Consider the following 22148-nt stretch of genomic DNA (forward strand, 5'->3'; position numbering starts at 1 on the left):
TTGCACTGCTCCCCGCAGCGCTTACGGGAGTGATGTGGGATGACGCGGAGGAAACTTGCAGATCGTTTGGTTATGTCCTTAGAACCGGGCCCCGACCTTGAACTGATAACCCAATCCCTGTGGGAGCGGGCTTGCTCGCGAAGGCGTTGGGGCAGTGATGAATGTGCAAGCTGACACGCCGCTTTCGCGAGCAAGCCCGCTCCCACATTGGTCCGAGTCGACGCGCAGGTCAGGTCGCACTGACCGTCACCCACAACCCCGTACGCCGAGTGATGTGGATCGGCAACGTGCGCGCCAGGGTGTCGAGGATCTGCTGGGGGTTGTCCAGCCGGTACAGGCCGCTGACACGCAACTCGGCCACCGCCGGGTCCAGGCGCAGCACGCCGTTGTGATAGGGCCGCAGTGCCTCGATGACTTCGGCCAATGGACGGTCGCGCACTTGCAGGAAACCATCGACCCAAGCGGTGGCGCCCGAAGAGCTGGTTTCTATCGGGCCAAAACCGTTGCGGTCGTAATGCACTTCATGGCCGGCGGCGAGTTGCAGGCGTTCACCGTGCCTGTTGTCGATTTCCACCGCGCCGTTGAGCGCGACTACCTGCCCCTGCCCTTCCCGTTCGCGCACCAGGAAGCGGTTGCCGTAGGCACATAAGCGAGCTTGGTCGGTCTGGATCAAAAAGGGCTGGCGGCGGTCGCTGGCGACCTTGGCCAGCAACTCGCCTTCGCGCAGGCGCACCAGGCGCCGTTGCGGGCTGAACTGGATATCCGCCGCGCTCTGGGCGTTAAGCAATAACTCGCTGCCATCGTCCAGCGTCACCGTGCGGCGCTCGCCGGTGCCGGTGCGGATATCGGCCGTGAGTTCGGTCAGCCCCATGGGCTTGGCCAGGAACGCAGCGCCCACCGCCACGCCGGCACCGGCCAATGCGACTTGCAACACATGGCGACGGCTGGACGGCGCCTCCAGCGCCTGCTGCAACACCTTGCCGCTCACCCCTTGGGCCTGGGGAACCTGGAACACGCCGAGGCGGGTTTCCAACTGTCGGCACAGCGCATCGTGGCGCGGGTCGGCGGCGCGCCATTGTTCGTAGCGTTGCCAGTCACCCGCCGTGGCCTGGCCGGAACGCAGCAGCACATACCAGCGGGTGGCGCTGTCGATCAGCTCTTCGCTCATTCCAGGCACAGCCGCAGGCAACGGTTGAAGGCGCGGGTCATGTAGTCACTGACCGAACGCTGGGAGATGCCCAGTTCGGCGGCGATTTCCGGGTAGGTCAGGCCATTGAGCTGGGACAACAGGAACGTTGCCTTGACCTTGGCTGGCAAGCCGTCCAGCAACTGGTCGATGGCTTGCAGGGCTTCGAGCATTTGCGCCAACTCTTCGGGAGACGGCGCGGTGCAGGTCTCGTCGGTATCCAAGGCATCGAGGTAGGCGCGCTCCAGGTCACGGCGACGCCACAGCTGATACATCAAGCGCTGGGCGATGGTGGTGAGCAAGGCTCGGGGCTGGCGGATGGCCTGCTCTCCAGACGCACTCAGGCCCGGCGACGTCAGGAGCTGCACGAAGGTGTCGGCGGCGATGTCTTCGGCATGGGCACGGGAATCCAGATGGCGGTGCAAACGGCTGCACAGCCAGTCGTAATGACTGCGGAATAATCCGCCCACGTAATCGCTGTGAGAAGTGTCGGCGCCGGACATAGTGGCTCCATCTGAGTAGGTTGCGCGTTATGTCCGGTGTTCCGGTGGGGCGATCCTAGCAAGGCTGCTTATTCTTTAATAATATTTAAAAGGTATTTTTATATAGCTTTATTTAAGGATCGGATAGCCGATGCTGGCGGCATGCTGTTGGTAGTCCAGCAGCACTTGGTAGTCGTCCTCACTGGCCGGTAGCACTTCCTGTACACCGAGTGTTTCCACCACCTGCGGCAAGTCGCGTAGCGCCTGGTTCATCGCCTGACGAATCTGCGTGATCTGTTCGTCGCTCAGGCCCAGCGGACCGATATACGGCAAGGTCGGGCTCGGCGCGCTGCGCATGACGATGCGCAGCGCTGCCACTTCTTCCGGGGCAAAACGCGCCAGATAGTCGTAGGTCACGCTGTCGATGGCGGCGAGGTCGGCACGGTTTTCCCGCAGCCAGCGCAGGCTCTCACGGTGTGCGCCGCTAATGCCGACGCTGCTAAAGAAGCGTCCGTCGCGCTGCAGCGGGGCAAGGCGTTCGCGCAACAGGTTCATGCCGCTGTTGGAGTCGTGGCCGTTGATCACGCCACGACTGTTGTAGAACGCCGCCAGGGTGGTGCGCGGGTTGTCGTCGCGGGTCAGCAGCAGGCTGCAATGCTCGCCATGGCTGCTATGGGGCAACTCATAACGGGGGCGGCCAATGACGCGGACCTGGCCGCGCAGTTGGGTCATCAACGGGTAGCCGCAGGTTTGGGTGACCAGCAGTTCCGGGGCGAGCCAAAGACCGTGCAAGTCGAGGTGGTCAGCGTTGCGACGGTCAAGGTCCAAGCGTTCGAATATGCGCGCCAGCCACTGCTGGTTGGCCTGCTGAATGGGCTCGGGCGCCACATACATCAGCAGCTCGGCGTAGTGGTCACTCATGATCGTCTCTCACGCAAAAGGATGCCGGGGGCTGTCGATGGCCTTGAGGCCGTGGCGGCTGATCAGTTGGCCGTAGCCGTGCACCAGGAAGCCGCCGCTGCGTTCCACCCATTGCTCGCGGCGGGCGCGGTAGACCGTGGGCAACAAATACCACGGCAGTTTCGGCAAGTCGTGATGCACCAAGTGCAGGTTGTTGTTGAGGTACAGCCAAGTCCACGGCCACGACGCCTCGTTGAGCACGGTGCGCTGCTCCGGTTGCGGATGCGGGCGGTGTTCATAGTAGGAACGGATAGACGCGAGGGACAAAGCCGGCACGCTGACCAGCAACAGGTAGTGCCACACCGACAGCGCGCTGTAGTGGGCGATGAAGCTTAGCATCAGCACGGTAACGGCGCCGTGGGCCAGCCACATCGGCCATACCGTTGGCAGGCGCTGCAATTGATGGCGAGCCAAGCGGCCAATCGCCAACGGTGCCGCCAGCAAGAAGCGGCCGAGTACGGTCTTGGTCAGCCAATGCACGCCGCGTTCGAACAGTGAACTGCTGTCCCACTGCTGCTGGTTGAGGTAGCGGCTTTCCGGGTCGATCCCCGGCAGGGTCAGGTCCTCGTCGTTGTGGTGCAGCAGATGGCTGTCGCGGTACAGCGTGTAGGGATACCACACGGCAAACGGGGCGTAGCCGAGCAGTTTGTTCAGCAGCAGTGACCGGGTGGGATGACCATGCAGCAGTTCGTGCTGCACCGACAACCACAGCGTCACCAGCGGGATCAGCAACAGCGTGCTCAACCACAGGCCCAGCCAATGGCTGCCGAGGATCACGGCGAACCAGCCGGTATACACGCCAATCAATAACAGCCAGGTCGGCCATTCGGTTTTTGCGGTGAAGCGTTGCGCCAGGGCTTCGATTTCCCGGCGTTGGGTAGGATCAAGGTAGTTGGCCATCGGCAGCTCAGAGCAGGTGTTTCCTGCTCTGTGCACTGGCGCGGGAAAATCTTGCAGATTGTTTGGTTCTAAGCTTGGAACTTAATGGCCGAACAAGCCGGTCTCGGATTTCTTGGCTTTCTTGTCGGCGCGTTTTTCATCGGCGGTCTTTGCCGGTTTTTTCTTCGCGGCTTTCTTTGAATCCATACCTTTGGCCATGATGCGTACTCCACTAACAGGGGATGTAGCACTGGGTATACCACCTATTGCGCGGCAGAAGGCGCTTATAATCCCCTCCCCTTCATAACGCTGCCTGAACACCATGCCCGAGTTGACCATCGATCTGCTGGCAGAGCCCCTGTGGCCGCTGCTGAACAAGTTTTACCGCAGCCACAATTCATCGATGAAGGCGCTCAAGGGAGGTCAACTGTGGGTGGCGCGCGATGGCGAAATAGTCGCCGGGTTGTGCCTGACGCCGGTGGTGGGCGGGCAGTGGTTGACGGGCGTATTCGTGGACCCTGCGTATCGCGGCCAGGGGTTGGCGGCGACCTTGATTCTTGAGGCGGTGGCCTCAGTGGAGGGCACGGTTTGGTTGCTGTGCCATCCAGACCTGGAAGGGTTGTATCAACGCATGGGGTTCACTCAGGACACAGTGCTGCCCCAATCCTTGAGCGAGCGGCTGGTGCGTTACAAGCGCAACAAACCCATGATCGCCATGGGCTTAGAACGTTTGGTAAGGACGACCTCGGATAATGTGTGATCAGCCGACAGAGGGCCCATGCTAGCCTCGGCGGCACAGTGGCCCACTTTTCGGATAATCATGAAAACGACGTTTGCAGCGCTATCCCTTACTGCCCTCCTCCTCCCCACCTTTAGCCAGGCCGCCGACGCGCCGATCAGCGCCAAGCAGTACCAAAGCGTACTGGCCGGCAGCTGGCGCGACCCGGCCAACAGCGCCCGCGACGGTTATCGCCACCCAAAGCAGACCCTGGAGTTCTTTGGCCTGGGCGCCAAGCAGACGGTGATCGAAATCACCCCGGGCGGCGGCTGGTACAGCGAGGTGCTGTCACCACTGCTCAAGGATCACGGGCAGTACATCGCCGCCGTGCAGGCCGCCAGCACCAGTGCCTATGCGCGCACGTCCGAGGAGAACCTGAAAAACAAGTTCGCCGCAGACCCGACGCGTTACCGGAAGGCCCAAGTCGTCGAGTTCGATCCCAAGGCGCCGGTGTTCGGCAAGCCGGCTTCGGCGGATGCCGTACTGACGTTCCGCAACGTGCATAACTGGGTGGAAGCAGGCACTGCGCCGGCCACCTTCAGTGCGTTTTACAAGGTGCTCAAACCGGGCGGCGTACTGGGTGTGGAAGATCACCGGGCCAAGGACGGAGCAGATCTTGAAGCGATCAAGGACACGGGTTACCTGACCACGGCCCAAGTGGTGAAGTTGGCGACCGATGCGGGGTTCAAGCTGGCGGCGCAGAGCGAGGTGAACGCCAATCCGAAGGACACCAAGGATTATCCCGCAGGTGTGTGGACCTTGCCGCCAACGTTGAAGTTGGGGGAGCAGGATAAAGCCAAGTATGTGGCGATTGGGGAGTCGGATCGGATGACGTTGCGGTTCATCAAGCCCGCCAAATAACCCAAGTCGAACACAGACTAAATGTGGGAGCGGGCTTGCTCGCGAATGCGCAGTGTCAGTCGACAGATTTATTGACTGATACAACGCATTCGCGAGCAAGCCCGCTCCCACATTTTGACCTCATGGGGTCTGAAAGCTAGTCGTCGGCTGTGGGGTCCATGTCCGGGAACATCACTTCGATGAAGCCAAATTTGCTGAAATCCGTAATCCGCGACGGGTACAACCTACCAATCAGGTGATCGCACTCATGCTGCACCACCCGCGCATGGAACCCGTCGGCCACTCGCACGATCGGCTCACCCTTCGGGTCAAACCCTTCATAACGAATCTGCTGGTAACGGTCCACCGCACCGCGCAGGCCTGGCACCGACAGGCAACCTTCATAACCTTCCTCCAACACCGGGCTCAGCGGCGTGATCAGTGGGTTGATCAGGATGGTCTGCGGCACGGGTGGCGCGTCCGGGTAGCGTTCGCTGGCTTCAAAACCGAAGATCACCAACTGCAAGTCAACGCCGATCTGCGGTGCGGCCAGGCCTACGCCACCCACGTGTTCCATGGTCTGGAACATGTCATCGATCAACTGCCACAGCTCGGGGCTGTCGAACATTTCCGGCGGAACCGGGGGGGCGATACGCAGCAGGCGCTCGTCGCCCATTTTCAGGATTTCACGGATCATCGATCAGACTTCGTCGGTAGTGGGCTTGGAATGGTCACGGCCTAGGCCTGAGACGTGTTGTTTTTCATCCGTGACGGTGTGTTCATCAAAATCCTTCTCACCGGGGTCCTTGCCTTCGGCCGACATGTGTTCGATCACGGCATTCATCTCCGCGCCCAGCAACAGCACGGCGGCAGAAATATAGAAGTACAGCAGCAAGACGATGATCGCACCGATACTGCCATACATGGCGTTGTAGTCGGCGAAGGTCTTGACGTAGTAGCCAAAGCCCAGGGACGCGACGATCCACACCACCACCGCCAGCACGGAGCCTGGGGTGATAAAGCGAAATTTCTGCTTCACGTCGGGCATCACGTAGTACATGAGGGCCACGGCGAACATCAGCAAAATCACAATCAACGGCCAACGCAGGATGGTCCACAAGGTGACCACGAATTCCTGCATGCCGATCTGCCCGGCCAGCCATTCCATCACTTGCGGACCCAGCACCATCAACGCAGCAGCGGCCAGCAGCATGCCGGCAATGCCGATGGTGTAGAAAATCGACAGCGGGAAGCGCTTCCAGATTGGCCGACCTTCAACCACGTCATAGGCCGCGTTCATCGCGCTCATCATCAGGCGCACACCGGCCGAAGCTGTCCACAACGCAATCACGATACCCACCGACAGCAGGCCCCCCTTGGATTGCTGCAACTGGTCGATCACCGGGTTGACCTGCTCCAGGGCCTGGGGCGGCAACACCAATTCCGACTGCATGCGCAGCCACGTGAAGAAGTCCGGCAGGTGCAGGAAACCGATCAGGGCAATCAGGAACAGCAGGAAGGGAAACAGCGAAAACAGCATCTGGTAAGCCAGAGCCGAGGCGTAGGTGGGCATCTCGTCATCGACGAATTCCTTGACGGTGCGCACCAGCACTTTGTGCAGCTTGAGACCATCGAGTACCGGGAAAATCATAGCGTCTCCTTTCGCCGCAAAAAGGTTGAGTTCGTGGGCGACTCAGGGGCCGTTTTCTACATCAAGGTAGCCTATTTGGCGACCTTGAAACAATTTCGAAACTTTAATCACGGTATCTGACATAAAAACGGCCATCCGTGGATGGCCGTCTGGACTGCTTGAAAGCGCGCTTACTTGGTCGCTTTCTTCACTGCGTCCTTGGTGTCGCCGATGGCCTTTTCGACCTGGCCTTTCTTTTCCTGCACCACGCCTTCAGCGCGCAGTTTGTCGTTACCGGTGACTTTGCCGACGCCTTGCTTGATGTTGCCGACGGCCTCGTCTTTCAAACCTTTTGCCTTATCCGCTGTGCTGCCCATGGTATTTCTCCAGAAGAACAATCAAGGGTTTTTGGTCATTACCTAGAGATTGACCCGGGGCGGTTCGGCAGAGTTTCAATTATTTTCGCTGCGCATTTCATCGCCGGTCGCAGGTTTGGCTTTATGTTTTGCAGCCAACCCACGAGAATGCCCGGCACATTCAGGCTATAACGCTGAATAACAGATCCCGTAGGAAGGTTATGAAACTCAATAAAGCACAGGCCATCGCCCGCAGAAACACCGAACTGGGCGGTGCCGTACTCGGCGTCAACAACTGCCACTTCACCGACCTGGACCGCAAGCGCAACATCTGGTGGTTCGACCTGCCGGTGGGCCGCATTGCCGTGGGCCAGTACGAGTGGATTCACTTGTTGATGCATAACGCCGAGACCGACCAGTTGCTGCACTTGAAGGTGCCAACGGCATTCCTGCGTGAGCACATCGAAGGGTTGGTGGTGCGCAATGCCGGCAAGCGCAAGCCGGAGATTACCCTGGAGCTGAGTGCGGATAAGGATTCGTTCTTGAAAGACGTTCGCCCAGCAGGCGCGGGTGTGGGCTTCGCCCAGTTCTCCCTGTAAGAATGCGGTTAAACATGTGGGAGCGGGCTTGCTCGCGAATGCAGAGTGTCAGTCGCAGGATAAGTCGCTGAAACACCGCATTCGCGAGCAAGCCCGCTCCCACACTTTGGATTGCATTTCACCCCTGCTAATCAGCAAGCATTAAAAAACCCCGCATTCGCGGGGTTTTTTATGGGTTACTTTTTCAGGCCCAGCTTTTTCAGCTCTTCATCACGCAACTCACGGCGCAGGATCTTGCCCACGTTGGTGGTCGGCAACGCATCGCGGAATTCGACGGCCTTAGGCACCTTGTAGCCAGTGACGTTGGCGCGCATGTGCTCCATCACCTGGTCTTTGGTCAGGGTGGCGCCTGGCTTGACCACGATAAACAGCTTGATGTGTTCCCCGGATTTCTCGTCCGGCACACCGATGGCCGCGCATTGCAGCACGCCCGGCAGGCCTGCCAGCACGTCTTCCAGCTCGTTCGGGTACACGTTGAAGCCCGAGACCAGGATCATGTCCTTCTTGCGGTCGACAATGCGCATGTAGCCGTCTGGCTGGATGATGGCGATGTCGCCGGTCTTGAGCCAGCCTTCGCTGTCGAGCATTTCGTCGGTAGCGTCCTGGCGCTGCCAGTAGCCCTTCATCACTTGCGGGCCCTTGACGCACAGCTCACCGGTTTCGCCCAGCGCCAGCTCGGTGCCGTCGTCGGCAATGACCTTGCAGACAGTGGACGGGACCGGAATGCCGATGGTGCCGATCTGGATATTCTGGATCGGGTTCACCGTGGCTACCGGGCTGGTTTCGGTCATGCCGTAGCCTTCGCAGATGCCACAGCCGGTCACGGCTTTCCAACGTTCGGCGGCCGCCAGTTGCAGGGCCATGCCGCCCGACAGGGTGACCTTCAGCGCGGAGAAGTCCAGTTTGCGGAACGCCTCGTTGTTGCACAGCGCCACGAACAACGTGTTCAGGCCGACAAAGCCGCTGAACTTCCACTTGGACAGTTCCTTGACCATCGCCGGCAGGTCGCGCGGGTTGCTGATCAGGATGTTGTGGTTGCCGATCAGCATCATCGCCATGCAATGGAAGGTGAACGCATAGATGTGGTACAGCGGCAGCGGCGTGATCAGGATCTCGCAGCCCTCGTTGAGGTTGGAGCCCATCAGCGCCTTGCACTGCAGCATGTTGGCGACGAGGTTGCGGTGGGTAAGCATCGCGCCCTTGGCCACGCCGGTGGTGCCGCCAGTGTATTGCAACACCGCAACATCGCTGCTGGCCGGGCTGGCGTCGCTGACCGGTTGACCGTGCCCCTTGGCCAGCACGTCGTTGAACTTGATCGCGTTCGGCAAGTGAAAGGCCGGAACCATCTTCTTCACGTACTTGATGACGCTGTTGATCAGCAGGCGCTTGAGCGGCGGCAACAGGTCGGCGACTTCGGTGACGATCACGTGCTTGACGGTGGTCTTGGGTACGACCTTTTCCGCCAGGTGGGCCATGTTGGCCAGGCAGACCAGGGCCTTGGCACCGGAGTCGTTGAATTGGTGTTCCATTTCCCGCGCGGTGTACAGCGGGTTGGTGTTGACCACGATCAGGCCGGCACGGATGGCGCCGAATACGGCGACCGGGTATTGCAGGACATTGGGCAGTTGCACGGCGATACGGTCGCCGGGCTTCAGGTCGGTATGCTGTTGCAGGTACGCGGCGAATGCGCCGGACAATTCGTACAACTCACCGTAGGTGATTGTCTTGCCCAGGTTGCTGAAAGCCGGTTTGTTGGCGAAGCGCTGGCAGGACTGTTTCAGTACCGCCTGAATATTCGGATACTCGTCTGGATTGATCTCTGAAGCAATCCCGGCGGGGTACTTATCCTTCCAAAAGTCTTCGTTCATGGAAGCCCACTCCTCAGCGACGCGAATTCATCATCGCATTTGATGCGATTATTATTGGTGTATGTTTTTTTAGGTGAGTCTGGCGCTTTCAAGCAGGCCGAGATGTCACAAAGCGCGCCGAGAGTAGCAGCTTTGCCAAAGGCCGCCTAGAGCCAAAAGCGGGCCCTACAGTCATAATCACGACTGTCCTACAATATTTGGTCACACTTTAAACTGGCCTGAAATGGCCTCTAAAAAGGCTCTGGAATAAGGTATCCAGCACACCTAATAGCAAATGTGGGAGCGGGCTTGCTCGCGAATGCGGAGTATCAGTCGACATATCTGGTGACTGGTACACCGCATTCGCGAGCAAGCCCGCTCCCACAGTTTTATTGCATTTCAATTCAAGGTCAGGCGATGTCGCGCAGCTCCCTGCGCAGGATCTTGCCCACCGGCGTCATCGGCAACGATTCGCGCAGCACAATATGCTTGGGCACCTTGTACCCCGTGAAGTTGGTCTTGCAGTACGCCTTCAACTCCTCAAGGCTCACGCCCTCGGCACGCGCCACTACAAACAGCTTCACCGCCTCTCCCGTACGCTCATCCGGTACACCGATCACCGCGCAGTTGGCCACCGCCGGGTGGGCCATCACCACGTCCTCGATTTCGTTGGGGTACACGTTGAAGCCCGACACAATGATCAGGTCCTTCTTGCGGTCGACGATGCGCACAAACCCATCCTCGTCGATCACGGCAATGTCGCCTGTCTTGAGCCAGCCGTCAGCATCAAGGGTGTCAGCAGTAGCAGCCGGTTGTTGCCAGTAGCCCTTCATGACTTGCGGACCCTTGATGCACAACTCTCCGCGCTCGCCCAAGGGCAGCTCGACGCCGTGGTCGTCGATCACCTTCATCGCCGTGCCCGGCACCGGAATGCCCACGGTACCCAGCCGCGATTTATTGCCGTAGGGGTTGGTGCTGGCGACTGGCGAGGTTTCGGTCAGGCCATAACCTTCGCCAATCGCACAGCCGGTGATTTGCTGCCAGCGTTCGGCGGTGGCCTTGATCAAGGCAGTGCCGCCGGAGTTGGTGAGCTTGAGGTGAGAAAAATCCAGGGTCTTGAACTGCGGATGATCCATCAACGCCACAAACAACGTGTTAAGCCCCAACAGCCCGGTAAACCGCCACTTTTTCAGCTCCTTGATAAAGCCGCCAATGTCCCGCGGGTTGGTGATCAGCACGTTGTGGTTGCCGGACACCATCATGCACATGCAATTCGCGGTGAATGCATAGATGTGGTACAGCGGCAGCGGCGCAATCATCACCTCCTGCCCTTCCTTGATCAGCGGGTGGCCGTCCTCGCCGGTCTGGGACATGCAGGCGCGTACCTGCTGCATGTTCGCCACCAGGTTGCCGTGGGTCAGCATCGCGCCCTTGGCCAAGCCCGTGGTGCCGCCGGTGTATTGCAGCACGGCGATATCGTCCAGGCTCACCGGATGGCGAGTTACTCCCAGGCCCGCGCCCATGCGCAGTGCACGCTTGAACGACACGGCACGTGGCAGGCTGTAGGACGGGACCATCTTCTTGACCTTGTCGACCACCGTGTTGATCAGCCAGCCCTTGGCGGCAGGCATGAAGTCGCCCATTTTGGCTTCGATCAGGTAGTCAATCTCGGTGTCAGTGCACACCTCCTGCACCCGCGAGCCAAACAGGTTCAGATAGACCAGCGCACGCACGCCGGCATCCTTGAACTGGTGGCGCATCTCACGCGGGGTGTACAACGGGTTGGTGTTGACCACGATCAACCCGGCACGCAGGGCGCCGAACACGGCAATCGGGTAATGCAGCACGTTGGGCATCTGCACGGCGATACGATCGCCGGGCTTGAGGTCGGTGTGCTGTTGCAGGTAGCCGGCAAACGCCGCGCTTTGGCGCTCAAGCTCGGCGTAGGTCAGGGTAATGCCCATGTTGCTGAACGCCGGACGGTCGGCAAAGGCCTTGCAGGAACGCTCGAAGACCTCGATCACCGACTTGTACGCCGTGAGGTCGATGTCATTGGGAACGCCCGCGGCGCGTTTGTCATTCCAGAAATCAGGTTGCATTATTCTTGTCCTCTTACCTGAATGTGTCCGGCCGCTTTTGGACTTTATAAAAAGCGGAGCTTTGGGGACGTTAGCAGCTATGGCCAAACAGGCAAATACAGGAAAGAGCGTCATTAACTGCGTGAATCTTCCTACACGGCCTTGCGCTGATCAGGCGCTTTCCCTGTGATGCGCTATACACTGCAACGACCCTGAGCAAAGGAATCGCCATGAACCACAGCACCTTCTGGCTGACCGCGAATGACCGCAGCCGCCTGTACGTCAATCAATGGATGCCAGAGGGCCCGGCCAAAGCCCTGGTGATGCTGTCCCATGGCATGGCCGAGCACAGCGGCCGCTATGGGCGGCTGGCCGAAGCGTTGTGCGGCGCAGGCTACGGCTTATATGCGCTGGACCAGCGCGGCCATGGCCGCACCGCCGACGAAGGCACGCTGGGCCTGTATGCCGAGCAGGATGGCTGGAACAAAGTGGTCGGCGACCTGGCCAGCCTCAACCAGCACATCGCCCATCAACAACCGGGGCTGCCGATCATTTTGCTCGGCCACAGCATGGGCAGCTATATCGCTCAAGCTTACCTGCTGCACCACAGCGCCAGCCTGAGTGGGGTGGTGCTCAGCGGTTCGAATTTCCAACCGGTGGCGCTCTACCGCGCCGCGCGGGTGATCGCGCGTATCGAGCGAGCACGCCAGGGGCTACGCGGGCGCAGTGCGTTGATCGAGTTCCTGTCGTTCGGGTCATTCAACAAGGCGTTCAAGCCCAACCGCACGGCGTTCGACTGGCTCAGCCGTGACCCGGCCGAAGTCGATAAGTACATCAATGACCCGCTGTGCGGGTTCCGTTGCACCAACCAGCTGTGGATCGACTTGCTGGGCGGGTTGCAGCAGATCAGCAAAGCGTCCAATCTCGCCCAGATCGATCCGGGCTTGCCGATCCTGGTGACCGGCGGCGAATGTGATCCGGTGAGTGAAGGCAAGCGTCTCACCAGCCTGGCCAACGCCCTGCGCGAAGCCGGCTGCCAGCACCTGCAATTGAAGATCTACCCGCAGGCGCGTCATGAAGTGTTCAATGAAACCAACCGCGATGAAGTCACCGCGGATGTGCTGACGTGGCTCGATCAGGCCCTGACTTTGCGCAGGCCGACTCGCTGCGAATAATTTGTTTAAAATCAGCCCATTAAATTACCGATTAGCCACAGGATGCACCTTTAGATGACCCAGGTAACCAACACCCCGTACGAAGCCCTCGAAGTCGGCCAGACCGCCAGCTACAGCAAATTGGTGGAAGAGCGCGATATCCAGCTGTTCGCCGCGATGTCCGGTGACCACAACCCGGTGCACCTGGACGCCGAGTACGCCAAGGCCACCATGTTCAAGGAGCGTATCGCCCACGGTATGTTCAGCGGCGCCTTGATCAGTGCAGCGGTTGCGTGCGAGCTGCCTGGGCCGGGCACGATCTACATCGGCCAGCAGATGAGCTTTCAGAAACCAGTGAAAATTGGTGACACCCTGACCGTGCGCCTGGAAATCCTCGAGAAGCTGCCGAAGTTTCGTGTGCGCATCGCCACGCGTGTGTTTAACCAGCGCGATGAGTTGGTGGTGGACGGTGAAGCGGAGATTCTGGCGCCGCGTAAACAGCAGGAAGTTACCTTGACCGAGCTGCCGCCGATCACCATCGGCTGATCTCGATCTAAAGTTTTACACAGCACAAATGTGGGAGGGGGCTCGTTGCCCCCTCCCACATTTTTTTACAGCAATTACAGCACCGGGCTTACGACTGAGCGCGAGCCTGGTTACGCAGGGCTTTCACTTGATCGTGATTGCGTTGCGCACCGTGGAACTGACGCTCTACCAGGTCACGGATACCCAGCAGGTTGTGCTTGTTGATCTTCTCGATCGCTTCCTTATAGGCCTTCAGGGCGTGGTCTTCACCGCGCTCGGCTTCGTTCAGCACCGCTTCTTCGTCTTTACCGGTGACCAGCGACTTCACGTCGACCCAGCCACGGTGCAAGGCACCGGCCACGCTGCCGGACTCTTCCGGATCGCCGCCCAAGGCACGTACAGCGGTTTGCAGCTCGGCAGCAGCGGTTGCACAGTCGGCCGAGCGCTTGACGAACAACGCCTTGAGCTCTGGATGCTTGATATCTTCAGCACAGGTGGCGAAACCTTTCTGGCCGTCTTTGCTGGTCTCGATCAGGTCGTTGAGTACGGAGATCGATTCTTTATTGATGTCAGTCATTTTCTAATTCCTTGTGCGGGTTAAGAAGGTTGTCTTAATGATTGCAGCGCCCGTGCCAAGTTTTAGAAAACATTATTTTCCTTATTTATCAGCAACTTAATAATTATTGAACCATCTGTATGTACGTTATTTGCATGATCTGTCATTTGGCCTTCATGCAGAATGCCTGTATTTTCCAAGGCCTCGACTCAATCGCTTGAAGCCCATGAACCCGGAAAAACTCGAACTGCTGATCACCCGCGAAATGCCCTTCGGCAAGTACAAGGGAAGGATCATCGCCGACCTGCCCGGCCCCTACCTGAATTGGTTCGCCCGTGAAGGGTTTCCCCACGGTGAACTGGGCGGCCTGCTGGCACTGATGCAGGAAATCGACCACAACGGCCTGTCTGAACTGCTCGAACCGCTGCGTGTAAAACACGGTAAACCTGCCCCTCGCCATTAAGAGCCTCGCCATGCCAAGGAATGCTGATAACGAACGCCACTGGCACGCCATCGCACAGCGCTATGAGCTGGAGCCCGGTCCGATCAACCTGGAAAACGGCTACTTCGGGCGCATGAGCCGTGCTGTGCGCGCTCAGTACCTGGAGTACGTGGCGTTTATCAACCGCAGCAACTCGCTGTATGTGCGTCAGCGTTTCGAAACAGGCGAAAACGTCGAGATCCGTCGCCAACTGGCCGAACTGATCGACGTCGACCCCGAGGCGGTCGCCTTCACCCGCAACGCCACCGAAGCCTTGCAGTCGCTGATCCGTAACTACAACCGCCTGCAGCCGGGCGACCAAGTATTGATCAGCGACCTGGAGTACGACACGGTCAAAGGCGCCATGCGCTGGTTGGCTGGCGTGCGAGGGGTGGAGGTGATCGAACTGTCCCACACACACCCGGCCACTTTCGACAGCCTGCTGCAAACCTATCGCGATGCATTTGAGCAATACCCCCGCCTCAAGCTGATGGCGTTGACCCACGTCACCCATCGCACCGGCCTGGTGATGCCGGTCGAGGCGATTGCCAAAGCGGCGCGCGCGCATGATGTCGATGTGGTCCTCGATGGCGCTCACGCCCTGGGCCAGATCGAGTTCAGCCTCGCCGAGCTGGGCATCCAGTTTGCTGGCTTCAACCTGCACAAGTGGATCGGTGCACCGCTGACCCTGGGCTTTTTGTATATCGCCCCTGAGCGCCTGGCCGATATCGACCCGGACATGGGCGAGTTTCACTATCCCCTTACGGACGTGCGCGCCCGCACGTCCTACAGCACGCCGAACTTCCCGGCGCTGATGACCTTGCCACTGGTGTTTGAAGAACACCGCGACTTGGGTGGTTCGGCAGCCAAAGGGGCACGGGTGAATTACCTGCGCAATCTTTGGGCAAGCCAGGTGCGCTCGTTGCCCGGGATTGAGGTGCTGACGTCGGATGATCCAAGGCTGTATTGCGGGATCACGGCGTTCACGTTTGCAGGACGAGATCAGCAGGTGATGGCAGATCGACTGCTCAAGGACTTCAACCTGTTCACCACCACGCGTACCGGCGCAGCGTTTGGTACCTGTATTCGGGTGACGCCGGGGTTGGTGACGTCAGCGGCGGATATCGGTGTGTTGGTCAACGCCATTACCGAACTGAACGCAGATTAAAAATGTGGGAGCTGGCTTGCTTGCGAAAGCGGTGGTTCAGTTGACTCATCTGGTGACTGATACACCGCTTTCGCGAGCAAGCCCGCTCCCACATTTGATCGGCGTGCAATTCAAGGTTTTCTGCAGGCAAAAAAAAGCGGCACACCGACCAAGTGCGCCGCAAAAATGCCGTTAAGCACAGCAACAACGATTCGTTAAATCAGATCAGTCCAGCAGCGCCAGCGCCTCGGCGGTGACTTCCTGGATACGGCCCCAGTCGCCGTTCTTGACCCATTCCGGGTCGAGCATCCAGCTACCGCCCACGCACATTACGTTTTTCAACGCCATGTAGCTCTTGATGTTCGCCGGGCCAACGCCGCCGGTTGGGCAGAATTTCACTTCGCCAAACGGGCCGCCCAGCGCCTTGATCGCCGCCACGCCGCCGCTGACTTCAGCCGGGAACAACTTGAACCGGCGATACCCCAGACCGTAGCCTTCCATGATGCCCGAGGCATTGCTGATGCCAGGCAGCAGCGGGATCGGGCTGTGTACCGAGGCTTCCAGCAGGTCGCGGGTAATGCCCGGGGTGACGATAAACTGCGAACCGGCCACTTCGGCTGCTTCGAGCATATGACGGTCCAGCACGGTACCGGCACCGGTGCACAGTTCCGGGCGTTGCTCGCGCAATACCTGGATGGCCTTGAGGCCGAACTGCGAACGCAGGGTCACTTCCAATGCAGTCAAACCACCCGCGGCCAGGGCATCGGCCAGCGGCAGGATGTCCTGTTCGCGGGCGATGGTGATCACCGGCAGGATCCGCGCCTTGGCGCAGAGGCTGTCGATCAGGGCAACTTTGTCCGCCATGGACACGGTCGGCTGGGGGCTGTTCATAGCGGCTGATCCTTGGCTCATGGGCACCAGTAAATCTCTAATGTAGGTTGCAAAAACGCGCGAATCGGCATGGCAGCGACGTCATCACTGGCCAGCGCGGCGCTCAAGGTGGTCAATTTCGAACTGCCGGAAATCGACAGCACGGTGTAGTTCGCCGAGGCCAACAGCGCGCGACTCATGGTCAGGCGCTGGTGCGGCACGGTCGGTGCCAGCATCGGCCAGCAACGGCGGGTACCGTGCGGCTGCAGGGCTTCGGTCAGGTTTGGGCTGTTGGGGAACAGCGATGCGGTGTGACCGTCATCGCCCATGCCCAGTACCAGCACATCAATCGTCGGCAACTCCGCGAGCAAGCGATCAGCCTGCTCGGCCGCCTCTTCAAGGTTGGCGGCGGCGCTATACAGGCTGAGGAACTTCGCCTTGGCTGCCGGGCCTTGCAGCAAGTGCTGCTTCAACAGGCCTGCATTGCTGTCGGCGTGCTCCACCGGCACCCAGCGTTCGTCGGCCAGGGTAATGGTCACCTTGGACCAGTCCAGGCCTTGCTTGGCCAGGTTCTGGAAAAATGCCACGGGGCTGCGGCCACCGGACACCACCAACGTCGCTTCGCCACGGGCGCTGATGGCTGTGCGCAGTTGCTCGGCCACGTCATTGGCCAAGCCTTCGGCCAGCAGCACCGGCGTGCGGTACTCATGGGGTGTTACGCCCTGAGGCAGTTTCAAATCAGATATCGCCATACCACGACCTCCCATCCCGCGTGATCAGTGCAATGGAGCTCATCGGCCCCCAGGAACCCGCCGCATACGGCTTGGGTGCATCACCGGATTTTTTCCACCCGGCGATCAACTGGTCACACCATTTCCACGCGGCTTCGATTTCATCTTTACGCACAAACAGGTTCTGATTGCCGCGCATCACTTCCAACAACAACCGCTCGTACGCATCGGGGATCCGCGCGCTGCGATAGGTGTCGGAAAAATTCAGTTGCAGCGGACCGCTGCGCAGTTGCATGCCCTTGTCCAGGCCCTGCTCCTTGGTCATCACGCGCAAGGAAATACCTTCGTCCGGCTGCAGGCGGATGATCAGTTTGTTGCTGATCTGCAAGCGCTGCTCGGGAGCGAAGATGTAGTGGGACGGTTCCTTGAAGTGGATGACGATCTGCGACAGCTTTTGCGGCATGCGCTTGCCGGTACGCAGGTAGAACGGCACCCCGGCCCAACGCCAGTTGCGGATATCGGCACGCAGGGCGACGAAGGTCTCGGTGTCGCTCTGGGTGTTGGAGTTATCTTCTTCCAGGTAACCCGGCACGGCTTTACCCGCGCTGTAGCCGGCGATGTACTGGCCGCGCACCACCTGGGTAGTCAAGCCTTCCGGGCTGATCGGCGCCAGGGCCTTGAGCACCTTGACCTTCTCGTCGCGGATGCTGTCGGCGGACAGGTCGGCCGGCGGGTCCATGGCGATCAGGCAAAGCAGTTGCAGCAGGTGATTCTGGATCATGTCCCGCAGCTGACCGGCCTTGTCGAAATAGCCCCAACGGCCTTCGATCCCGACCTGCTCGGCCACGGTGATTTCCACGTGGGAAATGTAATGCTGGTTCCACTGGGTTTCGAACAGGCTGTTGGCAAAACGCAGGGCGATCAGGTTCTGGACGGTCTCTTTGCCCAGGTAGTGGTCGATGCGATAGGTACGGTTCTCCGGGAAGAACTGCGCCACGGCGTCGTTGACCTTGCGCGAGGATTCCAGGTCCGAACCGATGGGTTTTTCCAGCACGACGCGGGTGTTTTCCGCCAGGCCAACCTTGGCCAGGTTCTCGCAAATCGCCCCATACACCGCAGCCGGTGTAGCAAAGTAGGCGATCAGGGTCGGTGCAGTACCGGCAATTTCCGCCAGGGCGGCATAGTCGTCAGCATTTTTGAAATCGACGTGTACGTAGGTCAAACGAGCCAGGAAGCGCTGGGCAATGGCTTCGTCCAGCTCTTTGCCGACGTACTTGCGCAACTCTTTTTCGATATGGGCCACGTGCTCCTGCGCGGAACCGGCCTCACGGGCCAGGGCCAGGATACGGGTGTCGTCGTGCAGAAGCCCGGCGCCATCGAGTTGATAGAGGGCAGGAAATAACTTGCGCAGCGCCAGATCACCCAAGGCGCCAAACAGGGCAAAGGTGCAGGGTTCTACGGTTATCGAAGGCATGATGTTTGTTCTTTTATCAAGTTAAGCTACAAATACCTTTTTTCAAGGCATCACTCAAGGAAAAATGTAGTAATAACCACAACATTTTCCCGAAATACGCATTCCGAGTGGTGGTGTTCAGCTACCCTCAGTAGGATAGGCCACCGCAAAAGACCACTGGTCGATTGGTTGCCACCCCCTATTTGCATCGTCGCCCGAAGGAAAGACTGAATGGACCGCGTGCGAAATCTTCTGGAACAGATCCAGAACCGCCTCGAAGAATTGAACAAGGCCGAGAAAAAAGTCGCCGAGGTCATCCTGCTCAACCCGCAGCAGGCGACCCGCTTCTCAATCGCCGCCCTCGCCCAAGCCGCCTCGGTCAGTGAACCGACGGTCAACCGTTTCTGCCGTTCGTTCGGCGTCAGCGGTTACCCTGAACTGAAATTGCAATTGGCGCAAAGCCTGGCCAGTGGCGCGGCGTACGTCAGCCGCGCCGTGGAAGCCGATGATAACCCCGAGGCCTACACCCAGAAGATCTTTGGGAGCGCCATTGCCTCCCTGGACAGCGCCTGCCAGGCCCTGGACCCGGCCCTGATCAGCAAGGCCGTGGACTTGCTGATCCAGGCGCGGCAGATCCACTTCTTCGGCCTGGGCGCCTCAGCGCCGGTGGCCATGGACGCACTGCACAAGTTCTTCCGTTTTAACCTGGCCGTCACCGCCCATGCCGACGTGCTGATGCAGCGCATGATCGCCTCGGTGGCCCACACGGGTGAGTTGTTTGTGATCATTTCCTACACGGGACGTACCCGTGAGCTGGTGGAAGTGGCGCGTATCGCCCGCAGCAACGGTGCCTCGGTACTGGGCGTGACGGCTGAGAACTCGCCGTTGGCCAAGGCCAGTACCGTAAGCCTGAACATTCCATTGCCGGAAGACACCGACATCTATATGCCGATGACCTCGCGGATCATCCAGCTGACGGTGCTGGACGTGTTGGCGACCGGCATGACTTTGCGCCGCGGGGTGGATTTCCAGCCGCATTTGCGCAAGATCAAAGAGAGCTTGAATGACAGCCGGTATCCGGTGGGGGATGAGTTTAACTAGCAGGCACCTACGCCAGCAGTACGGGCCCTTTCGCGAGCAAGCCCGCTCCCACATTCGACTGCATTCTCATGCTGGAACTCGGTCGCATGTGGGAGCGGGCTTGCTCGCGAAGAGGCCCGACGCATCACCGCTATACCCCTGCCCGAGCCTGCAAACTCAAATGCGCCCTCTCCCCCGGCGCCAGGCTCGCCCCGGCCATCGCCGCTTCCACGCACACAAACCCCGATGCCTCGTTGAAGCTCACCCCCAACAGCGGCCGGCTGCCCGGATGCCACACCACGGTGTCGGCGCTGTCGCCGGTGTCGATGCACAGTTCGCGTTGCCAGGCGTGGTCCTTGAGCTGCAGTTCGCCGTCATGCTGGAACACCCGCTGGCAGCCACCGTCCACCCGCAGCTCACCTTCCTGCTGACAGGTTTGGCGACTGAGCTGGTCATAACCTTGCGCCCCGTCGAGCCCAGACAGCGCTATCTCATCAACATGACCAATACGCCAATAAGCATGCAACGCATGGCTCAGCTGGCACGGCAGTTCATCCTGATGCTCGGTGCTCAGGCGCAGTTCCAGGGTTTCGCCCAGGTGCGCGTGCAGGTCGACCTGCCAGTCGCACAGCTGCAATTGCCAGTGCAGGCGCACGCCGTCGTCGTCGGTGCTGCTGTCGAGCAGTTTCCAGTCGATCAGGCGCGCCCAACCGTGGGACGGCCAGGCGTTTTCGCTGGGATGACGGCCATACCACGGCCAGCACACCGGCACGCCACCACGAATGGCACCGACCTGTGGCCACTTGGCCGCGCACCACAACCAGGGTTTTTGCCCCGTGGGCTGAAAGTGCAGCAGTTGCGCGCCCTGGCGACTGAACACCGCCTGGCACAGTGGATGGTCGATCACCAACACATCACGCATCTGAAAACGCTCCCACGCAAACACCGGTCGTTCGCGCAGGGATTTGAAAAAGCGTTGCAGCGGTTGCTCATGCATTTGCCACAGTCCTGAATGTCTTTGTGGGAGCTCCTGGATCGCAGGCGAGCCAGCTCCCACAGGGAGATGTGCTCCCCTTCCCCAAAAAAAAGCGGATAGCCATGGCTACCCGCAAAATGCGCACAGAGAGAAGGAGCTTATCGCAACAGAGTTAGAACGTAGACTGAATTTTCAGGCCCGCTACCAACGCGTTGTCGACTTCTTTCACGCCGCCTGGGTTGGCGACGTATTGCAGGTTGGGACGCACGGTCAGCCAGTTGGTGACGTGGAAACCGTAGTTGATTTCGACGTTGTACTCGGTGTTGCGCAGGGGTGCGAAACCCGATTGGTCGTAATCGGTGAAACCGCCAGCGGCATTGATCAACTCGGCGTTTTTCTTCACGTCACTGTTGGCGTGAATCCGGGCGATGCCGATACCCACGTCATCCTTGGTACGCGCGTCGAACGGGCCTTTGTACACCAGCATGACCGACTGGTAGTTGTCGACGAGGTTGGTGTCCTTGTCGTGGAAGGTCACGTTGGCTGCGATGTTCAGGCCGCGGGAAGCGTCGCCATTGTGAGTGGTGAGTTGTTGTTGCAGCACACCCCAGTAGCCAGTCTTGCTGCTGCGAACACGGTAGGCCGCGCCGGTGGTGCCAGCGTCACCACCGTTAACGTCTTCACGTACGTCGGCAGCATCGGCGGTGCTCTTGTAGTAACCCACACGGTATTCACCCGGCAGGCCATTGACCTTCGGCGACCAGACCAATTCCACCGGAATCACGGTGCCCTTGGTGCCGCTGCCGCTGAGCTTGAAGCCGTTGCCGTGCTCCAGCTGCGATGGGTTCTGGTTGTAGGCACCGATTTGCGCATACAGCTCAGGCGTGATGTTGTACTTCACGCGGATGGCCGCCTGGCTGACAGGCCAGTTGTACCAGGTGTTCACGTAGTTACCCACTTGGGAACCGCAGAACGACAGGTTCTGGAAGTCGCACGGGAAGGTGTTGAAGTCTTCGCCTTCACCGAAGTAACCGAGTTTCACATCCAGCTTGTTGTCGAACATCTGGTGCTGGATCCAGAACTGGGTCAGACGCACCATGTGGCCACGGCCATCGACTTCTTGAGACGAGCTCAAGGTGCCGGCACGCGGGTCGCCAATGCGGTCATTGGAGATGTTCGCGCCATTACGGTTGGTCAGTTGGATCTTGGCCTGGGTGTTATCCCAGCCCCACAGCTTTTGCAGGTCCAGTGCTACGCCCAGACCGAACTGGTCAGCGTAACGGGCAGTTTTGTCGTTGTTGTAGCCACCGTGCAGGTTGCCACCGACTTCGCCGACGTAGTCCGCCTTGATGTCGATACCTTGCTCGATCAGCTTGGTACGCTCGCCGCCCCAATCGCCGGTCATCCACTTGGAATCGGCGCTGAATGCATCGTCCGCCATCGCATTGGCGGACAGTACAAGGGCTGCTGCTGCTGACAGTTGGCAGATCAGCCGGGTGTTGTTGTGTTGCTTTTTCATCCCTACATCCTCGTCTTTATT

At 59.6% G+C, this 22148-nt stretch carries 23 protein-coding genes; 8 read left to right on the top strand and 15 right to left on the bottom strand.

Annotation, left to right across the window (positions count from 1 at the left end):
• Positions 1-229: 229 nt before the first annotated feature.
• The 4 genes from HF257_RS20210 to HF257_RS20225 all read right to left on the bottom strand — a co-directional run bounded on the left by HF257_RS20210 (position 230) and on the right by HF257_RS20225 (position 3528).
• On the bottom strand, positions 230-1168 hold the full coding sequence (locus tag HF257_RS20210; RefSeq protein ID WP_185707930.1) for a FecR domain-containing protein: 939 nt from the start codon (positions 1166-1168) through the stop codon (positions 230-232).
• Complete coding sequence (locus HF257_RS20215; RefSeq protein ID WP_185707932.1) at positions 1165-1689, bottom strand: sigma-70 family RNA polymerase sigma factor; 525 nt, start codon at positions 1687-1689, stop codon at positions 1165-1167. Before HF257_RS20215 ends, HF257_RS20210 begins: the two co-directional genes overlap by 4 nt.
• Before the next feature lie 108 nt (positions 1690-1797).
• Positions 1798-2589, bottom strand: coding sequence for a phosphate/phosphite/phosphonate ABC transporter substrate-binding protein (locus HF257_RS20220; RefSeq protein ID WP_185707934.1), 792 nt, complete (start codon positions 2587-2589; stop codon positions 1798-1800).
• A 9-nt stretch (positions 2590-2598) separates the two neighbouring features.
• Positions 2599-3528 (bottom strand): fatty acid desaturase, encoded by a 930-nt coding sequence (locus HF257_RS20225; protein WP_185707936.1) that lies wholly within the window; start codon positions 3526-3528, stop codon positions 2599-2601.
• A 301-nt stretch (positions 3529-3829) separates the two neighbouring features.
• On the opposite strand from HF257_RS20225, the gene HF257_RS20230 reads away from it, so the two are divergent.
• Together HF257_RS20230 and HF257_RS20235 are read left to right on the top strand one after the other, a co-directional pair.
• On the top strand, positions 3830-4267 hold the full coding sequence (locus tag HF257_RS20230; protein WP_185707938.1) for a GNAT family N-acetyltransferase: 438 nt from the start codon (positions 3830-3832) through the stop codon (positions 4265-4267).
• 60 nt (positions 4268-4327) lie between these two features.
• Positions 4328-5146 (top strand): class I SAM-dependent methyltransferase, encoded by an 819-nt coding sequence (locus tag HF257_RS20235; RefSeq protein ID WP_185707940.1) that lies wholly within the window; start codon positions 4328-4330, stop codon positions 5144-5146.
• A gap of 136 nt (positions 5147-5282) precedes the next feature.
• Here the strand turns inward: HF257_RS20235 and def are convergent, their stop codons facing one another.
• The 3 genes from def to HF257_RS20250 form a co-directional block, all read right to left on the bottom strand.
• Positions 5283-5822, bottom strand: a complete 540-nt coding sequence (def, locus tag HF257_RS20240) for a peptide deformylase (protein WP_185707943.1) — start codon at positions 5820-5822, stop codon at positions 5283-5285.
• Positions 5823-5825: 3 nt separating this feature from the next.
• Positions 5826-6776 carry a YihY/virulence factor BrkB family protein gene (locus tag HF257_RS20245; protein ID WP_185707945.1) on the bottom strand — a complete coding sequence of 317 codons (951 nt, stop codon included), beginning with the start codon at positions 6774-6776 and terminating at the stop codon, positions 5826-5828.
• A 170-nt stretch (positions 6777-6946) separates the two neighbouring features.
• A complete protein-coding gene (locus HF257_RS20250; protein WP_176994235.1) occupies positions 6947-7132 on the bottom strand; it encodes a CsbD family protein in 186 nt (61 codons plus the stop codon).
• A 200-nt stretch (positions 7133-7332) separates the two neighbouring features.
• Between HF257_RS20250 and HF257_RS20255 the strand changes: the two genes are divergently transcribed.
• Complete coding sequence (locus tag HF257_RS20255) at positions 7333-7710, top strand: hypothetical protein (protein ID WP_185707947.1); 378 nt, start codon at positions 7333-7335, stop codon at positions 7708-7710.
• 176 nt (positions 7711-7886) lie between these two features.
• Here HF257_RS20255 and fadD1 read toward each other — a convergent pair whose 3' ends face one another.
• The gene (fadD1, locus tag HF257_RS20260; protein WP_185707949.1) at positions 7887-9578 is read right to left on the bottom strand and encodes a long-chain-fatty-acid--CoA ligase FadD1; all 1692 of its coding nucleotides are present in this window, start codon (positions 9576-9578) and stop codon (positions 7887-7889) included.
• A gap of 389 nt (positions 9579-9967) precedes the next feature.
• The gene (fadD2, locus tag HF257_RS20265; RefSeq protein ID WP_185707951.1) at positions 9968-11656 is read right to left on the bottom strand and encodes a long-chain-fatty-acid--CoA ligase FadD2; all 1689 of its coding nucleotides are present in this window, start codon (positions 11654-11656) and stop codon (positions 9968-9970) included.
• A gap of 209 nt (positions 11657-11865) precedes the next feature.
• Between fadD2 and HF257_RS20270 the strand changes: the two genes are divergently transcribed.
• Positions 11866-12810, top strand: a complete 945-nt coding sequence (locus HF257_RS20270; RefSeq protein WP_185707953.1) for an alpha/beta hydrolase — start codon at positions 11866-11868, stop codon at positions 12808-12810.
• Positions 12811-12864: 54 nt separating this feature from the next.
• Positions 12865-13335 (top strand): MaoC family dehydratase, encoded by a 471-nt coding sequence (locus tag HF257_RS20275; RefSeq protein ID WP_105523957.1) that lies wholly within the window; start codon positions 12865-12867, stop codon positions 13333-13335.
• Between the two features lie 88 nt (positions 13336-13423).
• On the opposite strand, the gene HF257_RS20280 is transcribed toward HF257_RS20275, so the two are convergent.
• Entirely contained in the window at positions 13424-13891 is a 468-nt protein-coding gene (locus HF257_RS20280) for a ferritin-like domain-containing protein (protein WP_025858443.1), read from the bottom strand.
• 205 nt (positions 13892-14096) lie between these two features.
• Here HF257_RS20280 and HF257_RS20285 point away from each other — a divergent pair, with 205 nt between their 5' ends.
• A complete protein-coding gene (locus HF257_RS20285; RefSeq protein ID WP_017139191.1) occupies positions 14097-14333 on the top strand; it encodes a DUF3820 family protein in 237 nt (78 codons plus the stop codon).
• Positions 14334-14343: 10 nt separating this feature from the next.
• Positions 14344-15519, top strand: coding sequence for an aminotransferase class V-fold PLP-dependent enzyme (locus HF257_RS20290; protein WP_185707955.1), 1176 nt, complete (start codon positions 14344-14346; stop codon positions 15517-15519).
• Between the two features lie 204 nt (positions 15520-15723).
• On the opposite strand, the gene HF257_RS20295 is transcribed toward HF257_RS20290, so the two are convergent.
• Genes HF257_RS20295 through zwf form a run of 3 tightly spaced genes read right to left on the bottom strand, consistent with a single transcriptional unit; the run spans position 15724 to position 18573 of the window.
• Complete coding sequence (locus HF257_RS20295) at positions 15724-16389, bottom strand: bifunctional 4-hydroxy-2-oxoglutarate aldolase/2-dehydro-3-deoxy-phosphogluconate aldolase (RefSeq protein ID WP_185707957.1); 666 nt, start codon at positions 16387-16389, stop codon at positions 15724-15726.
• A 17-nt stretch (positions 16390-16406) separates the two neighbouring features.
• A complete protein-coding gene (gene pgl / locus HF257_RS20300; protein WP_185707959.1) occupies positions 16407-17120 on the bottom strand; it encodes a 6-phosphogluconolactonase in 714 nt (237 codons plus the stop codon).
• Entirely contained in the window at positions 17107-18573 is a 1467-nt protein-coding gene (zwf, locus tag HF257_RS20305; protein ID WP_185707961.1) for a glucose-6-phosphate dehydrogenase, read from the bottom strand. The genes pgl and zwf overlap by 14 nt, the downstream gene beginning before the upstream one ends.
• A gap of 219 nt (positions 18574-18792) precedes the next feature.
• On the opposite strand from zwf, the gene HF257_RS20310 reads away from it, so the two are divergent.
• A complete protein-coding gene (locus HF257_RS20310) occupies positions 18793-19653 on the top strand; it encodes a MurR/RpiR family transcriptional regulator (protein ID WP_185708207.1) in 861 nt (286 codons plus the stop codon).
• Positions 19654-19783: 130 nt separating this feature from the next.
• On the opposite strand, the gene HF257_RS20315 is transcribed toward HF257_RS20310, so the two are convergent.
• Together HF257_RS20315 and HF257_RS20320 are read right to left on the bottom strand one after the other, a co-directional pair.
• On the bottom strand, positions 19784-20629 hold the full coding sequence (locus HF257_RS20315) for a D-hexose-6-phosphate mutarotase (RefSeq protein ID WP_185707963.1): 846 nt from the start codon (positions 20627-20629) through the stop codon (positions 19784-19786).
• Between the two features lie 151 nt (positions 20630-20780).
• A complete protein-coding gene (locus HF257_RS20320; protein ID WP_185707965.1) occupies positions 20781-22127 on the bottom strand; it encodes a carbohydrate porin in 1347 nt (448 codons plus the stop codon).
• Between the last annotated feature and the right edge of the window lie 21 nt (positions 22128-22148).

The organism is Pseudomonas cremoris, from assembly GCF_014230465.1.

Excerpts from the sequence above, each read along its gene's own strand:
- HF257_RS20210 (WP_185707930.1), bottom strand. The coding sequence starts at position 1,168 with ATGAGCGAAGAGCTGATCGACAGCGCCACCCGCTGGTATGTGCTGCTG.
- HF257_RS20215 (WP_185707932.1), bottom strand. The coding sequence starts at position 1,689 with ATGTCCGGCGCCGACACTTCTCACAGCGATTACGTGGGCGGATTATTC.
- HF257_RS20220 (WP_185707934.1), bottom strand. The coding sequence starts at position 2,589 with ATGAGTGACCACTACGCCGAGCTGCTGATGTATGTGGCGCCCGAGCCC.
- HF257_RS20225 (WP_185707936.1), bottom strand. The coding sequence starts at position 3,528 with ATGGCCAACTACCTTGATCCTACCCAACGCCGGGAAATCGAAGCCCTG.
- HF257_RS20230 (WP_185707938.1), top strand. The coding sequence starts at position 3,830 with ATGCCCGAGTTGACCATCGATCTGCTGGCAGAGCCCCTGTGGCCGCTG.
- HF257_RS20235 (WP_185707940.1), top strand. The coding sequence starts at position 4,328 with ATGAAAACGACGTTTGCAGCGCTATCCCTTACTGCCCTCCTCCTCCCC.
- def (WP_185707943.1), bottom strand. The coding sequence starts at position 5,822 with ATGATCCGTGAAATCCTGAAAATGGGCGACGAGCGCCTGCTGCGTATC.
- HF257_RS20245 (WP_185707945.1), bottom strand. The coding sequence starts at position 6,776 with ATGATTTTCCCGGTACTCGATGGTCTCAAGCTGCACAAAGTGCTGGTG.
- HF257_RS20250 (WP_176994235.1), bottom strand. The coding sequence starts at position 7,132 with ATGGGCAGCACAGCGGATAAGGCAAAAGGTTTGAAAGACGAGGCCGTC.
- HF257_RS20255 (WP_185707947.1), top strand. The coding sequence starts at position 7,333 with ATGAAACTCAATAAAGCACAGGCCATCGCCCGCAGAAACACCGAACTG.
- fadD1 (WP_185707949.1), bottom strand. The coding sequence starts at position 9,578 with ATGAACGAAGACTTTTGGAAGGATAAGTACCCCGCCGGGATTGCTTCA.
- fadD2 (WP_185707951.1), bottom strand. The coding sequence starts at position 11,656 with ATGCAACCTGATTTCTGGAATGACAAACGCGCCGCGGGCGTTCCCAAT.
- HF257_RS20270 (WP_185707953.1), top strand. The coding sequence starts at position 11,866 with ATGAACCACAGCACCTTCTGGCTGACCGCGAATGACCGCAGCCGCCTG.
- HF257_RS20275 (WP_105523957.1), top strand. The coding sequence starts at position 12,865 with ATGACCCAGGTAACCAACACCCCGTACGAAGCCCTCGAAGTCGGCCAG.
- HF257_RS20280 (WP_025858443.1), bottom strand. The coding sequence starts at position 13,891 with ATGACTGACATCAATAAAGAATCGATCTCCGTACTCAACGACCTGATC.
- HF257_RS20285 (WP_017139191.1), top strand. The coding sequence starts at position 14,097 with ATGAACCCGGAAAAACTCGAACTGCTGATCACCCGCGAAATGCCCTTC.
- HF257_RS20290 (WP_185707955.1), top strand. The coding sequence starts at position 14,344 with ATGCCAAGGAATGCTGATAACGAACGCCACTGGCACGCCATCGCACAG.
- HF257_RS20295 (WP_185707957.1), bottom strand. The coding sequence starts at position 16,389 with ATGAACAGCCCCCAGCCGACCGTGTCCATGGCGGACAAAGTTGCCCTG.
- pgl (WP_185707959.1), bottom strand. The coding sequence starts at position 17,120 with ATGGCGATATCTGATTTGAAACTGCCTCAGGGCGTAACACCCCATGAG.
- zwf (WP_185707961.1), bottom strand. The coding sequence starts at position 18,573 with ATGCCTTCGATAACCGTAGAACCCTGCACCTTTGCCCTGTTTGGCGCC.
- HF257_RS20315 (WP_185707963.1), bottom strand. The coding sequence starts at position 20,629 with ATGCATGAGCAACCGCTGCAACGCTTTTTCAAATCCCTGCGCGAACGA.
- HF257_RS20320 (WP_185707965.1), bottom strand. The coding sequence starts at position 22,127 with ATGAAAAAGCAACACAACAACACCCGGCTGATCTGCCAACTGTCAGCA.